The organism is Arthrobacter sp. JB02-1C (assembly GCF_057748045.1).
Genome location: NZ_CM173235.1, coordinates 29,472 through 44,552, shown reverse-complemented (window position 1 = coordinate 44,552; position 15,081 = coordinate 29,472). Strand labels below are relative to the sequence as shown.

General features: G+C 67.9%; 9 protein-coding genes and 2 tRNA genes. 7 read left to right on the top strand and 4 right to left on the bottom strand.

The annotated features are described in order from the left end of the window. Nucleotides 1-28 precede the first annotated feature (28 nt). On the bottom strand, nt 29-1,489 hold the full coding sequence (locus tag AC3ANP_RS00185; protein WP_488331386.1) for a zinc-dependent metalloprotease: 1,461 nt from the start codon (nt 1,487-1,489) through the stop codon (nt 29-31). Between the two features lie 412 nt (nt 1,490-1,901). Here AC3ANP_RS00185 and AC3ANP_RS00180 point away from each other — a divergent pair, with 412 nt between their 5' ends. The 4 genes from AC3ANP_RS00180 to AC3ANP_RS00165 all read left to right on the top strand — a co-directional run bounded on the left by AC3ANP_RS00180 (nt 1,902) and on the right by AC3ANP_RS00165 (nt 6,597). Beyond that, complete coding sequence (locus tag AC3ANP_RS00180; RefSeq protein ID WP_488333104.1) at nt 1,902-2,930, top strand: YlbL family protein; 1,029 nt, start codon at nt 1,902-1,904, stop codon at nt 2,928-2,930. 117 nt (nt 2,931-3,047) lie between these two features. Beyond that, entirely contained in the window at nt 3,048-6,047 is a 3,000-nt protein-coding gene (locus AC3ANP_RS00175; RefSeq protein WP_488331385.1) for a UPF0182 family membrane protein, read from the top strand. A gap of 183 nt (nt 6,048-6,230) precedes the next feature. Continuing rightward, nucleotides 6,231-6,304 (top strand) — tRNA-Met (locus tag AC3ANP_RS00170). Between the two features lie 219 nt (nt 6,305-6,523). Continuing rightward, a tRNA-Met gene (locus tag AC3ANP_RS00165) sits at nt 6,524-6,597 on the top strand. Nucleotides 6,598-6,658: 61 nt separating this feature from the next. On the opposite strand, the gene AC3ANP_RS00160 is transcribed toward AC3ANP_RS00165, so the two are convergent. The 3 genes from AC3ANP_RS00160 to AC3ANP_RS00150 form a co-directional block, all read right to left on the bottom strand. Next, a complete protein-coding gene (locus AC3ANP_RS00160; protein ID WP_488331384.1) occupies nt 6,659-8,083 on the bottom strand; it encodes a cryptochrome/photolyase family protein in 1,425 nt (474 codons plus the stop codon). 129 nt (nt 8,084-8,212) lie between these two features. Then, nucleotides 8,213-9,001, bottom strand: a complete 789-nt coding sequence (locus tag AC3ANP_RS00155) for a PspA/IM30 family protein (protein WP_488331383.1) — start codon at nt 8,999-9,001, stop codon at nt 8,213-8,215. Between the two features lie 116 nt (nt 9,002-9,117). Continuing rightward, on the bottom strand, nt 9,118-11,163 hold the full coding sequence (locus AC3ANP_RS00150; RefSeq protein ID WP_488331382.1) for a TPM domain-containing protein: 2,046 nt from the start codon (nt 11,161-11,163) through the stop codon (nt 9,118-9,120). A gap of 318 nt (nt 11,164-11,481) precedes the next feature. Here AC3ANP_RS00150 and AC3ANP_RS00145 point away from each other — a divergent pair, with 318 nt between their 5' ends. The 3 genes from AC3ANP_RS00145 to AC3ANP_RS00135 all read left to right on the top strand — a co-directional run bounded on the left by AC3ANP_RS00145 (nt 11,482) and on the right by AC3ANP_RS00135 (nt 15,081). Continuing rightward, nucleotides 11,482-13,083 carry a S1C family serine protease gene (locus AC3ANP_RS00145; RefSeq protein ID WP_488331381.1) on the top strand — a complete coding sequence of 534 codons (1,602 nt, stop codon included), beginning with the start codon at nt 11,482-11,484 and terminating at the stop codon, nt 13,081-13,083. A gap of 214 nt (nt 13,084-13,297) precedes the next feature. Continuing rightward, nucleotides 13,298-14,110, top strand: coding sequence for an electron transfer flavoprotein subunit beta/FixA family protein (locus AC3ANP_RS00140; protein WP_488331380.1), 813 nt, complete (start codon nt 13,298-13,300; stop codon nt 14,108-14,110). A gap of 14 nt (nt 14,111-14,124) precedes the next feature. Next, on the top strand, nt 14,125-15,081 hold the full coding sequence (locus AC3ANP_RS00135; protein WP_488331379.1) for an electron transfer flavoprotein subunit alpha/FixB family protein: 957 nt from the start codon (nt 14,125-14,127) through the stop codon (nt 15,079-15,081).

The following is a 15,081-nucleotide window of genomic DNA, read 5'->3' as shown; positions in this document are numbered from 1 at the left end:
TACGAACTAGCGGCCGCCGCTAAGGCGGTCAGGCCTTGGGGCCGCTGCTGCCGTCGCCCGGCTCGCCGGATTCCTCGCCGGAGTCCTTTCCGGCGTCGTTGGGGTCGTGCCCCTCAGCGTCAGGTTCCGTTTCCGGGCCGGCCGCGTCGAAACCGCCGCTGAGCAACTTCTGCAGTGCGTCGTCGACCTCGCTGTCGCTGGCCTCGGCCAACTTGCGCCGTTCGCTGAATCCCTTCGGGTCGTCCAGATCCTCGGCCGTCGGGAGCAAGTCCGGGTGCTGCCAGATGGCGTCGCGGCCTTCGACTCCCCGCTCTTCCTTGAGCTGGGCCCACAATGCGGCGGCCTCGCGCAGCCGGCGGGGCCGCAATTCCAGGCCGACGAGGGAAGAAAAGGCGTGCTCGGCCGGACCCCCGGTGGCGCGCCGCCGCCGGACGGTCTCACGCAGGGCAGCCGCGGAGGGCAGCAGCTTCTCCGTGGCCGCTGCGGTGAGTTCGTCGACCCATCCTTCCACCAGGGCCAGCGCGGTCTCCAGCTTCTCGAGGGCCTGATCCTGGGCCGGGGTCCGCTGCGGCATGAAAACGCCCTGCGACAGCGCCGCTTGGATGCCCTCGGGGTTGCTGGGGTCCAGCTCCCGGGCCAGCTCCTCGATTTTTGAAGTGTCGATGTGGATGCCCCGGGCGTAGGCCTCGATGGCGCCGAGCAGGTGTCCGCGCAGCCACGGGACCTGGACGAACAGCCGCGCGTGCGCTGCTTCCCGGACGGCGAGGAAAAGCCGGATATCGTTTTCGGGCAGGCTGAGGCCCTCGCCGAACTTGGCCACGTTGGCCGGCAGCAGCGCCATCTCCAGATCGGCCAGGGGCACCCCAATATCGGTGGAGCTCACCACCTCCGCGGACAGGGCTCCGATCGCCTGCCCCAGCTGCATGCCGAAGATGGCCCCACCCATGTTCTGCAGCATCGAAGAGGCACCGCCCATCATGGACTTCATCTCTTCGGGCATCTGCTCCGTCATGGCTGAGGAGAGCGCATTGGCGATGCTGTTGGCGACGGGCTCGGTCAGTCGCTTCCAGGTGCCGAGGGTCTCTTCGACCCATTCAGCCCGGGACCAGGCGCGGCCGATCAGTCCGGTGGCGGGCAGTTCAGTGACCTGGTCCAGCCACAACTCGGCGAGCCGAAGGGCCTCGTCGACCTCCCGGGACTGCGCGGCCGTCACGGACGGATCCGAGCCGCTGGCGGCCACCCGCCGGGCGTTTTCGTGGGCCAGCTGCCAGTTCACCGGCCCTTCGGAGGACGAGCTCATCATGGCCTGGACCTGCGAGAACATCTGCGCCAACAGGTTCGGATCGTCCGGGAGCCCGGCGGCCTTGGCGAGCTCGGCAGGATCGATGTCGCCCATGCCCTTGCCGCTCATCAGGTTCTGCAGCATTTCGGCCAACGGGTCCTTGGGCTGGTCGTCCCCGTTGGACGGATTAAGTGGGTTAGAGGTCATGATCCCGCCGATCGTCGGTGTGATGGTGCTCAACTTCACGCTACCCCTCCGCGGCAGCGGCTGTCGCCCGAACTCCGGCCCCGTTCGCTGTCGGCAAAGAGTCCCCGGAGCGCAAGAGCGCGTAGTGTTGGAAGCTGGAATGTTTGCAGGCTGCCGGGCCGGTTGGGCCGCAGCCGCTGCGCCTTGGTCGCCCCCCACCGGGGTGCCGCCGGTGCCGGCACGGAGAGGTCCTTCATTGACGTTTACCCAGGGCGGACGGCCTCCCGGCGAACCCGCACCCCGCGACGGCGGCCCAGACGGCCAGGACTCCGTCCACGGCACTGCCATAAACGGCACTCCCTTGAGCGGGGATACCAGCGGGGATACCACCGCGGGCACCGGCAAGAACCGGCGGGACAACCGTTCGTCCACCATGCTCATCTCCGGCCTGCTGGCGCTCGGGCTCGGCGTCGCCGCGATGAGCCTTCCCGTCCCCTACGTGGTCGAATCGCCCGGTCCGACGTTTAACACGCTCGGCACCGACAACGGCAAGCCCGTCATCACGGTGAACGGGCACGACACGTTTCCGGCCAAGGGCGGCCTCGACCTCACCACGGTCTACGTCGACGGCGGCCCCAATGGTCCGGTCACCGCCTTAGAAGCGCTCACTGCCTGGCTGAACGGGGCAAAGGCCGTTTACCCGCAGGAACTGATCTTCCCCAGCGGGGTCACCAAGGAACAATCGCAGCAGGAAAGCGCTGTCGCCATGACGACGTCGCAGGAAAACGCCGTGGCCTCCGCCCTGAAGGAACTGGGCATCCCGTTCGAGCAGAAGCTGCAGGCCGCAAGCATTCCGGACGATTCCGCTTCCCGGGGCAAGATCCAGGAGGGCGACCTGCTGGTCTCGATCGGCGGGAAGCCGATCACCGCCCTCAGCGTCATCCAGGGCGAACTCGCCGCCGGAAACGGCAAACCCGTCACCGTCGTCGTTGAGCGGAACGGCACCCAGCAGCCCCTGACGATCACGCCGACCAGGTCCCAGACCGGGCGTTACCTGCTGGGCGTGGTGCTGCAGTACAAGTTCAAGTTTCCCTTTGACGTCAAAATCTCGTTGGACAAGGTCGGCGGCCCGAGCGCGGGAATGATGTTCGCCCTTGGCATCATGGACACCCTGACGCCCGGCGACCTGACCGGCGGCAAGCACATCGCCGGCACCGGCACCATCACGCCCGACGGCCTCGTGGGAGCCATCGGCGGGATCGGCCAAAAGATGGTCGGGGCCAGGTCCGGCGGCGCCACCTTGTTCCTCGCCCCGGCGGCCAACTGCACCGACGTCGCCGGCCACATTCCAGCAGGCCTGCAGGTGGTCAAGGTGGAGACTCTTGCCGACGCGCGGCACGCCGTCGAGGTCGCGGCAGCGGACGGCGACACATCGGCCCTCCCGGCGTGCGCCAGCAACTAGACTGGCCCCGGAACTAAGCTCAGCTGCCACTCGTGGCACTTATGACAACTGAATACACAAACAATTGAATACCTGACAACCCAACCAGCACTGACGACCAGCTATGAGGTACCGAGTTTGTCCCGTCCCAGCCCCGTCCCACCCGGAGGGCCCCAGCAGCGGAGGGGCGCCCTGACGCCCACTCTGATTGTTGTCGCCCTGATCGTGGTCGGCTTCATCTTCTTCGCCAATGTCTGGACGGACGTCCTCTGGTACCAGCAGCTTGGCTTCTTCCAGGTGTTCCTGACGGAGAACCTGGCCCGGATCATCATCTTCCTGGCCGGCTTCGCCGTGATGTTCGCCGCCGTGTTCTTCGCGATCCGGATCGCCTACAATGCGAGGCCGGTCTACGCCCCGGATTCGGAAGTGCGTGACAACCTCAACCGGTACCAGGCGCAACTTGAGCCGATCCGCCGGGTCGTCATGATCGGGCTGCCGGTGCTTTTCGGCCTCTTTGCCGGCAGCGCGGCGGCCAGCCAGTGGCAAAAGGTCCTGCTGTTCTTCCACCAGAAGCCCTTCGGCCAGGCAGACCCCCAGTTCCACTTGGACATCAGTTTCTACCTGATGACCCTGCCGTTCCTGGGCTTCGTTACCGGCTTCCTGATCAGTGTCGCCGTCGTGGCGGGGATCGCCGGTATCCTCACGCACTACCTCTACGGCAGCATCCGGCTGATGGAGCGCGGCGTTTTCACCAGCCGCGCCGCCCAGATCCACCTCGCCGTCACGGGTGCGGCCTTCCTGCTGCTGCTCGGGGCCAACTTCTGGCTGGACCGCTACTCGACCGTCCTAAGCAACGGCGGCCGCTGGGCCGGCGCCCTCTACACCGACGTAAACGCGGTCATCCCGACCAAGTCCATCCTCGCCGTCGCGGCGGCGCTCGTGGCGGTGCTTTTCATCGTGGCGGCCGTGGTTGGTAGATGGCGGCTGCCGGTGATCGGCACGGCGATGCTGGTCATCACGGCGATCCTGGCCGGCGGCGTCTACCCGTGGGTGATCCAGCAGTTCCAGGTCCGCCCCTCGGAGCAGACCCTGGAAAACCAATACATCAAGCGGAACATCGACATGACCCGCGCCGCGTACGGCCTGGACAAGGTCCAGGAGAAACGTTACGAGGCCACCACCAACGCGACCACCGGTGCCCTGGCCCCGGACGCGCAGACGACGGCCAACATCCGCCTGCTGGATCCGAACCTGATTTCGGACGCGTTCTCGCAGCTGGAGCAGTACCGGCCGTACTACCAGTTCCCGAGCACCCTGAACGTGGACCGTTACGAGGTCAACGGCAAAATCCAGGACACGGTCATCGCCGTACGTGAACTGAACCCCGGCGGACTCTCGACCAACCAGCAGTCCTGGTTGAACCGGCACGTGGTGTATACCCACGGCTACGGCGTGGTCGCGGCCAAGGGCAACAAGTTCACCGCGGACGGCAAGCCTGAATTCCTGCAGTCCGGCATCCCGTCCACCGGCGTGCTGGGCACGGACACCACTTACCAGCCGCGGATCTACTTCGGCGAGAACTCGCCTGACTACTCGATCGTTGGCGCCCCCGACGGCGCTGCGCACCGCGAGCAGGACCGTCCGGCGGCCAAGGAGGGCGACGCGGGAACCCAGTACACCTTCACCGGCAACGGCGGCCCCAATGTCGGAAACTTCTTCAACAAGATCCTCTACGCGATCAAGTTCCAGTCTTCGGACCTGCTGCTGTCCGACGGCGTCAACGCCGAGTCGCAGATCCTCTACGACCGGAACCCGAAGGACCGCGTGGAAAAGGTGGCCCCCTACCTGACCGTCGACGGCAACGCCTACCCCGCCGTCGTTGACGGCCGGGTGAAGTGGATCGTTGACGGATACACCACCAGCCCGTACTTCCCGTACGCGCAGCAGGAGCAACTCTCGGACGCCACCCGGGATTCGCAGACCTCGGCCGGACGCACCACCGCCCTGCCCAGCAGCTCCGTCAACTACATCCGCAACTCGGTCAAGGCCACCGTGGACGCGTACGACGGCTCCGTCACGCTGTACGCCTGGGATGACCAGGACCCGGTCCTGAAGGCCTGGCAGAGTGTCTTCCCATCATCGTTGAAGCCGTTCTCCGAGATGTCCGGCGCCCTGATGAGCCACGTCCGCTACCCGGAGGACCTGTTCAAGGTCCAGCGCGAACTCCTGGGCCGCTATCACGTGACGGACCCGAACAACTTCTTCCAGAACAACGACGCCTGGTCCGTGCCCAACGACCCGACCGTCAAGGACGAGGTCAAGCAGCCGCCGTACTACATGTCGCTGCAGATGCCGGACCAGGAGAAGCCCGCCTTCCAGCTGACTTCATCGTTCATTCCGCAGGTTGTCAACGGCAACGCCCGCAACGTGCTGTACGGCTTTTTGGCCGCTGATTCGGATGCCGGCAACCAGAAGGGCGTGAAGGCCGACAGCTACGGCCAGCTCAGGCTGCTGCAAATTCCGCCCGAAGCCAACGTGCCCGGCCCTGGCCAGGCGCAGAACAAATTCAACTCCGACCCCACGGTGTCCCAGGCGCTGAACCTCCTGCGGCAGGGCGCATCGGCGGTGCTCAACGGCAACCTGCTGACCCTGCCGGTCGGCGGCGGTCTCCTCTACGTCCAACCGGTCTACCTGAAGTCGACCGGCGAGACGTCCTATCCGACGCTGCAGCGCGTCCTGGTGGCCTTCGGAGACAGGATCGGCTTCGCGCCGACCTTGGATGAGGCGCTGAACCAGCTGTTCGGCGGCAGTTCCGGAGCCACCGCCGGCGACGCGGCCAATAATGGCCAGACGCCTGCCACCCCAGCCCCGGGGGCCGGCCCGCCTGCCACCGGCGGCACGGATGCGAGGGCGGACCTGAAGGCGGCCCTGGACGACGCGAACGCCGCGATCAAGGCCGGCCAGGATGCCCTGGCGAAGGGCGACTTCGCCGGCTACGGCGATCAGCAGAAGAAGCTCGCGGCGGCACTGCAGCGTGCGGTTGACGCGGACACCAAGCTGGGAGCTTCGACGCCGGCGCCAGGCGGCACGGCCTCGCCGACGCCGTCCCCGTCCCCGTCCCCGTCGCCGAAGAAGTAGGCCGGCCTAAGGCGCCAGTGCAGGCCGGATTCCCCGCAGCTACCGTGCGGGGAATCCGGCCTTCGCTGTTGCCGGGCCCGCCCGGTCTGCCGGCCCGGCCACCCGGCTCGGCCGGGGTAGGACGCAGATCACGCCGCCTCGATTTGGCCCGCCGTTCACCGGCGGGTAAAGTAGATCTTGCGACGCGGGGTGGAGCAGTTCGGTAGCTCGCTGGGCTCATAACCCAGAGGTCACAGGTTCAAATCCTGTCCCCGCAACTGGGAGGAAGTCCGGAAACACGGTAAGTGTTCCGGACTTCCTGCTTTAAGCCGCCGCGCCCTGCGGGTTATGGGTTATAGGACAAAACGTGTGTAAATCCCGGGTGTGTCACGGGCGTCCTGCCCAGCCTGTTCAGCCCGCCTGGAGGCGGCACCGAGCGGGGAGCCGGCGACCCTGGTCCGGACGGCGGCGAAAGTAGGGTAGTGTTGAACAAGCGACGCGGGGTGGAGCAGTTCGGTAGCTCGCTGGGCTCATAACCCAGAGGTCACAGGTTCAAATCCTGTCCCCGCAACGAACGGCACAGCGAAGGCCCGGATCCTTGGATCCGGGCCTTCGTCGTTCCCGCCGGCTGGCTACCCGTCCTTGAGCCGCTGGTAGGTCTGCAGCGCGCGGGCCCTGGACTCGGGGAGCCCCAGGATCGGCTCCGGGTAGTCCGGTGCGCCGCCGTCGGCCTTCCACGGTTCGTGCACCGCCTTCTCGTCCAAGCCGGCCAGTTCCGGGATGTAGCCGCGCAGGTAGCGTCCGGCGGCGTCGAACTTCTTGCTCTGGGTGACCGGATTGAAGATGCGGAAGTAGGGGGAGGCGTCTGCCCCGGACCCGGCCACCCATTGCCAGTTCGCCGGGTTGCTCGCGGCATCGGCGTCCACCAGCGTGTCCCAGAACCAGGCCTCGCCCAGCCGCCAGTCGGCCAGCATGTTCTTGACCAAAAAGGACGCGGCTGCCATCCGGACCCGGTTGTGCATCCAGCCCGTCTGCCAGAGCTGCCGCATTCCGGCGTCCACCAGCGGATAGCCGGTGCGGCCCTGCTGCCACGCGCGCAGGTGGGCCTCCGACGGCGTCTCCCAGCCGAAGCGGTCGAACTCGGGACGGTAGTTGCGGCTGGCCAGCTGCGGGTTTTCGTACAGCAGCTGCCAGCAGAATTCCCGCCAGCCCAGTTCGGAACGAAAGACCGCGACGTCGGCCGGTGCCCCGTGCGGAAAGCGTGCCCGCAGGGCATGCCAGACGCGGAACGGGCTGATCTCGCCGAAACGCAGGTGCGGCGAAAGCCTGCTGGTGCCCTCGACACCGGGAACATCCCGGCCGGTGCCATAGTCGGCCACGGGCCCGGCCAGAAAGCCCTCCAACCGGCGCTGCGCCCCCGCCTCGCCCGGGGTCCACTCGGCGGCCAGCCCGGCGCTCCAGTCCGGTAGGCGGGGGAGCAGGCCCCAGTCCACCAGCGCCTCGCTCCGAAGCGCCTTCCCAGCACCCGCCATAGCGGGGGCCGGCAGCCGCTCCGGGGCGTCGAGCGGCAGGCGCGGCTCGGAACCGGCCAGACAGGCCTGCCAGAACGGCGTGAAGACCTTGTAGGGGCCGCCGGAGCCGGTGCGCACCGTCCACGGCTCGAACATCAGGCTGGCCTGGAAACTCGTGGCGTCGACGCCGTGCCGCGACGCCCACTCCTTAACTGCCGTATCGACGGCGCGCTCCGGGCCGCCGTAGCGCCGGTTCCAGAACAGCCGGCTCGCCCCGGTCTCCCCGGCCAGCTCCCGGATGACCTGTTCGGCCCGTCCGCTGCGGAGCAGCAGGCGTGACCCGGCAGCCTCGAGGTCCGCGGCCAGCGAGACGAGCGAGTGGTGCAGCCACCACTTCGCCGCGCCGCCGAGGGCGCGGACGCCGGGGGAGAGCTCATCAAGCACGTACACCACTGTGAGCGGGACACCCAGGGCAGCCGCCTCTGCGAGGGCCGGGTTGTCATCAAGGCGCAGGTCGTCGCGGAGCCAGACAAGGGTCGAAGACATGGCTCAACGCTACTGGATGACGGCGGGGGCCGTGCCCGTCCGGGCCCGGCCCCCGCCGGTTACTGCCGCCGCCGGACGAAAGGCCGGACGGGGGCGAAGGCCGGGCGTCCTGGACGGCCGGCCGGGAGACTACAACTTATCGAAGTCGGCCTCGTTGACCGTGCTGTCTGCGGCGGAGCCGTTGCCGGCGCCAAGGGCAGGGGTGCTGCCCCCTGACTTCAGCGCGGCCAGGCGCGCCTCGATCTCGGTCTGCTCGCCGAGGTCTTCCAGCGAGTTGAACTGGGCGTCCAGGCTTGACGCGGCGAGCTCCTGCTGGCCCCGTACCTTGGCCTCCTCACGGCGGATCTTCTCTTCGAAGCGGCCAACCTCGGAGGTCGGGTCCATGATGTCGATGCTCTTCAGGGCGTCGTGGACCTGCGTCTGGGCGGCAGCCGTCTTGGAGCGCGCCACCAGCTCATTGCGCTTGCTGGTCAGTTCGTTGAGCTTCACCTTCATCTGGTTCAGGCCCTGCTTGAGCTTGTCCACCACGTCGCTCTGCGAAGCGATGTTCGGTTCGGCCGATTTTGCCTCGTTCTCTGAGGAAATCTGGCGCTGCAGGGCCACCTTGGCGAGGTTGTCGAACTTCTCGGCGTCTGCGCTGCTGCCCTGGGCCCGGTACTCGTCGGCCTTGCGGGAAGCGGCGAGGGCCTTGTTGCCCCAGTCGCGGGCGTTCTTGAGATCCTCGTTGTAGTCATCCTGGAGCATGCGCAGGTTGCCGATGGTCTGGGCAACTGCGGACTCCGCCTCGGCGATGTTGTTCGTGTAATCACGGACCATCTGATCCAGCATCTTCTGCGGGTCCTCGGCCTGATCCAGCAAGGAATTGATGTTCGCCTTCGCCAGTTGGGCCATGCGGCCGAAAATGGACTGCTTAACCATGGTGTTGCCTTTCGTCCTATCCGGTGGTCGCCACCGAATTCGATGAACTGTGAATGTACCGCTGCTACCTGCCGGCCGGGCCGAGCCCGCCGGCACCTAGCCTGTGAACCCGCGGGCTAGAAGTCACCTCCGCCGCCGAAATCGCCGCCCCAGCCTCCGCCGGAGTCACCGCCGCCGCCCCAGCCTCCACCGGAATCGCCGCCGCCCCAGCCGCCTCCGCCGCCCCAGCCGCCTCCTCCGCCGCCCCCGCCGTGCAGGATGGAGTTGATCAGGATGCCGCCGAGGATCGCGCCGCCAAGGCCGCCGCCCCCGCCGCCGCCGAACATGCCTCCGCGGCCGTAGCCCTGGTTGGCGAAGCCGCCGAACTGGTCCACGTCCGCCTGCGCCTGCTGGGCGGCCTGGGCGGCGAGTGCGTGCGCCTGCTGGGCGTACTGCAGGGCGGTCACGGGGTCCGTTCGGGAAATGGACAAAGCGTAGTCAAGGTTGCGCTGCGCTTCGGCGAGCCGGGTCCGGGCTTCGGTCCCCACCCCGCCGCGGCGCGCAGTGATGTAGTCGGACGTGGCGCTGATCTGCGCCTGGGCGGCCATGATGGTCTGCTGCAGCGAGGCCTGGGCCCGGCGGGCCTGCTCCTGCTGGTCGCGGATCCCGGTCAGGGCAGCGTCAAGGGACTGGTGGGCGCTTTCCACCCGGGCCAAGGTGGCAATGGGATCGATCTTGCCGCCCTGGATTTCGGCCTTGACCTGCGCCAGCGCGGCCTCCACTCCGGCGACCGGGCCGGCGAGCTCCGGATGGCTTCCGGACTGGATCATCGCGCGGGCCTGGGCCAGGTCCTGGGACGTGTCCACGACGGCGGACTCCAGGCCACTGCGGGCCTCGTCCAGGCTGCCGGCGACCTTGGTGATGGCTCCGAGCAGGACGTTGGTCTGATGCAGGCTTTCCTCCGCGGCGCGGACGGCGACCGCCGCGAGGCTGCCTTCACCGGCGTCGAGCTTTTCCCGCGCAGTGGCGGACGCGTTGTTAACGAAGGCCAGCCGCTCCTTGGCCTGGCCGATGTTGTCGGCGACCTGCCGCAGTGCACTCTCCGCATACTTGTCCCGCAGCTCGGCCAGGGACTGCTCGGCGGCGGCGATCCTGGCTTCGGCGTCCGTGGCACCGGAACCGACGGCCGCCAGTGCCTCCGGTGCGTTCTTCTCGAGCTCACGCAATGAATCGAAGTCGGCCTTCTGCTCCTTCAGCGAGGCCAGGGCGGCCTCGGAGCGCCGGATGATTTCGCCGTACCAGGTGCGCTGCTGTTCCTCGGTGTCAGGGATGTGGTCATCCAGCTGCTGCTGCAGCTTGAAGGACTCACTCATGTGGGCTTTGGCGTCCTGGAGGGCTTTGGTGAAGTTTCCGACGGCGGCGTCACCGTACTGCGCCTGGGCGAAGCCAAGCTCCTGCTCGCTGGACTTGATCGCATCGTCCGCTTCAATCAGCAGGGAACCGCTCTTGCGGCGCAGCTCCTCGACACTCAACCCGGCCAGCGGGTCCAGCTCCGCGCCCTGCGGGCCGTAGGCACTGCCTCCGGCCGCGCCCTTCTTCCGCTTGTTCCGGAGGTACAGATAGGTTCCGACGCCGCCGGCGGCAACGACGCCGACGCCGACCAGGACGCCGCCTCCCGCGCCGGACGGCACCGAACCGCTGCCGCCGCCGGCGGCGTCGCCGATGGCCGCTGCGGTGTCAATGGCGGCTTGCGCGTAGTCGCCGTTACGCAGCTGCGGATCGACGGCATTCTTGATGATGTTCTCGCGCTGGGTGTTCGTGATCTTGCTGTTGACCGGCTTGCTCAGCTGGTACTTTCGGGCCTGGGTCGCGACGGCGAGTACCAGCGAGTTGGGTCCCAGGTTGGCCTTCTCGGCGACCGCCTGGGCCCACTGTCCGCTGTCCGTCGGGTTCTGGAACGTCTTAACGTAGACCACGTAGAGGTTCATCTGGTGGTCGGCGCCGAGTTTCTTGATGGCCGCCTCAACATCCGGCTTCTTGCCGCCCAGGACGCCGGCGGAATCGACAATCTTGCTGGCCGGATCCAAGGTGACCGGATCTTCGGCGAGGGCAGGCGCGGCGGGGAGTGCCAGCAGCCCGGCGACACCCAGCACGGCGAGGAATCGTTTCATCATTGACCGCATCTGCAACCCTTCAGCACTTCTGTGACCGGATCGGGCCGAGCCGGTCGTCTCAGAACGCAGCAGCGCCCCCACGCAGGTGTAAAGCCGCAGGTCGCTGTGGCAATTCCATTAGATTCTATGGTGCACCCCCGGGGCCGTCCAACGCCGGGAATATGCCACCAGCGAAACGCGCTGAAGCGGGTGCTGCGGCCGTTCACCCGCCGTTCGGCGGCGCTTTTCCTCGGCGCCTCCGCGTTCAGGAACCTCCCAGCGAATGTTCGCTCTTGTACCAGCCTCAGACACCATAGTTAACTGCAGACGAGGATGAAAGGAAGTCCCATGAGCGAGAACCCAGCGCAGGGCGCGTCACCGGATCCATCAACGAGCGACCGTGAACCGCCGCGACCGGGCCAGGTGGCCGGGGCGGCGCAGCCTGCTGTGGAGGACTCTGCCCCGGAGAATCCCACCATGCGGCTGGACCGGGCCGCCGAAGGTGCGCCCAGGGAGGGTGCGCCCAGGCCGGTGTACCCGCAGCACCAGCCGGCCTACGGCCAGCATGCGGCCCCGGAGACCCAGCAGTTCGGTGCTCCGTCCGCCGGGCAGGGCAACAGCCAGCCCGGCTACTACTCCCAGGGGCAGGCTGCCGGCCCTCACAACGGCCCGTATGCCGGCGGGTACGGCAACCAGCCGCCGGCCCACAACAGCCCCTATAACCACCCGGGCAACGCACCAAGGCGCAAAGCAGCCTTCGGTGTCCCGACCCTTGTCGCCAGTATCCTGGCGGCGGGCCTGATCGGCGGGGGCGTGGTCGCCGGCGGCAACGCACTGATCGGCAACCGGCCGCTGGCTTCGACCGGCAGCACCGGCCAGCCCGGCACCGTGATCGTGAACAACCAGGACGCCGTCAACGCAATCACTGCCGCAGCCGTCAAGGCTTCGCCCAGCGTGGTGACCATCAAGGCCACCAGCGGTAGCGAGGGCGGGACCGGATCCGGCATCATCCTCGACGGCGACGGGCACATCCTGACCAATACGCACGTCGTCACCCTCGACGGCAAGACGGCCAAGGCCGCCCTCGAAGTGCGCACGAGTGACGGCAAGGTCTTCGCCGCCACCGTCGTCGGCACCGACCCGCTCTCCGACCTGGCAGTGATCAAGGTCAGCAACCCGTCGGGCCTGGTCGCCGCCACCCTGGGCGACTCGGACAAGCTCAACGTCGGCGACACCGCCATCGCGATCGGTTCCCCGCTGGGCCTGACCGGCACGGTCACCGACGGCATCGTCTCCACGCTCAACCGCACCATCAGCGTCGCCTCGTCGGCCGCGCCCAAGGACGGATCGGACAAGTCGCAGGGCGGTGACCAGGGCTTCCAGTTTGCGCCTCCGGGCGGCGGGCAGGCGCCGAGCACCGCAAACCAAGGCAGTATCTCGATCAACGTCATCCAGACCGACGCGGCCATCAACCCGGGTAACTCCGGCGGCGCGCTGGTCAACAGCAAGGGCGAAGTGATCGGCGTCAACGTCGCCATCGCCTCCGCCGGCGGCGACTCCAGCGCCGGCAGCAGCAGCGGCAACATCGGTGTCGGCTTCAGCATCCCGATCAACAACGCCAAGCGGGTTGCGCAGGAAATCATCAGCAACGGCAAGGCCTCCCATGGCCAGTTCGGCGTCAGCGTCAAGGCCAAGGCGGGCACCTCGTCGTCGGGCTTCTCGGTGGGGGCCGACGTAGCCACCGTGGAGCCGGGCTCGGCCGCGGACAAGGCCGGGATCAAGGTCGGCGACGTGGTCACCAAATTCCAGGGCCTCACCATCAGCGACCCGAACCAGCTCACCGCGGCGGTGCGTGAACAGCCTGCCGGCGCGAACGTGAAGGTGACAGTCCTGCGCGGCGGCCAGGAGAAGCAACTTGACGTGACCCTCGGAGCGGCTGCGGAGCAGTAGCCAGGACGGCACCGCGCCGGCTGCGGCGGCGCAGCCACACCCGGGCCGGCCGGCACCCGTGCGGTGCCGGCCGGCCTTCGTCTGTCCCGGCCGCTTCGGCACCGTTCCCCCGCCGCGCTATATGGTTAGCTAGGAGCACCACGGCACGCCGGGCGTTCCCTGGCCATGACCCCACCGGCTGATCGCCACCCGCATGGAAGGCTGCTGTACCACAGTGGAAGAGACTCTCAAGATCATTGTGCTGGTCAAGCACGTCCCGGATGCGCAGTTTGACCGCCATCTGGACAGCGCGGACAAGACCACGGACCGGTCCGAAAGCATCCTCTCGGAGCTGGACGAATACGCCCTCGAGGCGGCGCTGCAGCTGATCGAGGCGCGCGGCGGGGAAGCCGCCGGGAACCGCGTCATCGCCTTGAGCATGGGACCGGCAGGCGCCGTCAATGCGGTGAAGAAATCGCTGCAGATCGGCGCGACGGAAGGCGTCCACCTCAGCGACGAGGCCCTCGCAGGTTCGGACGCCGCGGCCACCTCGCTCGCGCTGGCCGCCGCCATCCGGCACCTGGGCGCCGAGGCTCCCGTGGATCTGATCCTCACCGGCATGGCGTCCACCGACGGCGAGACTTCCCTGGTTCCTGCGCAGCTGGCCGAGCGGCTCGGCCTGCCCCAGATCACGTTTGCGTCCTCGCTTGACGTCGACGGGCGCAAGCTCACGGCCCAGCGCGACGGGGACACGCACACCGACACCGTCGAGGCCGCACTGCCGGCTCTTGTCTCGGTCACGGACCAGATCAACGATCCCCGCTACCCGAACTTCAAGGGCATCATGGCGGCGAAGAAGAAGACCATCACCTCACTGAGCCTGGCGGACCTCGGCGTCGACCCGGCGCAGGTGGGGCTGGCCGGCTCCTGGACCGCCGTCGCGACCGCAGAAGCCCGGCCGCCGCGGACAGCCGGCACCATCATCACCGACGACGGCGACGCCGGCATCAAGCTGGTCGAGTTCCTCGCCGCCCAGAAGCTGCTCTGAGGGGACAACCGGACATGGCAAAAGTACTCGTATTCATTGACGCCCCGGCGCCCACGCTGAAAAAGTCCAGCCTGGAGCTGCTCACCATTGCCCGCTCCCTCGGTGAGCCTGCCGTGGCCCTGAACGGCCGGCCCGACGACGGACTCACCGGCGTCCTGGCAGCCTACGGCGCCGCCGAGCTCTATGTGCCGGCAGCCGAGGGCCTCGACGACTACCTGGTGGGACCCAAGGCGGCGTTCCTCGCTGCCGCCGCGGAGGTTTCCGGGGCCGCCGTGGTGCTGGCCGACAACTCGACCGAAGGCAGGGAGATCGCCGCGCGGCTGGGCATCAAACTGGGCGCCGGGGTGATCACCGACGTCATCGGCGTGGACCCGGACGGCACAGCGCACAAGTCCGTGCTGGCCGGCTCCTACACCACCACCGCGAAGGCCGTGACCCCGGTGGCAGTGCTGACCGTTAAGGCCAACAGTGTCACGCCCGAACCGGCCGACGCCGCGGCCGCCGCCCCGCAGCCCGTCCCGGTCCAGCTGCCGGCCGGTGCCACCGCCGGTGCGGCCCGGATCACAGCCCGCACCGAAAAGACAGCCAGCAGCCGCCCGGACCTTTCCGAAGCCCGGGTCGTCGTGGCCGGCGGCCGCGGTGTGGACGGCAACTTCGGGCCCCTTGAGGACCTGGCCGACGCGCTCGGTGGCGCCGTCGGGGCTTCCCGTGCCGCGACCGACGCCGGCTGGATCGGGCACGACGCGCAGATCGGCCAGACCGGCAAGACGGTCTCGCCCCAGCTCTACATTTCGGCAGGAATCTCCGGGGCGGTCCAGCAGAAGGCCGGCATGCAGACCGCCAAGGTGATCGTGGCGGTCAACAAAGATGCCGAATCCCCGGTCTTCGAGATTGCCGACTTCGGCATCATCGGGGACCTCTTCCAAGTACTGCCGCAGGCCACCGAGGAAATCAAGAAGCGAAAAGGCTGA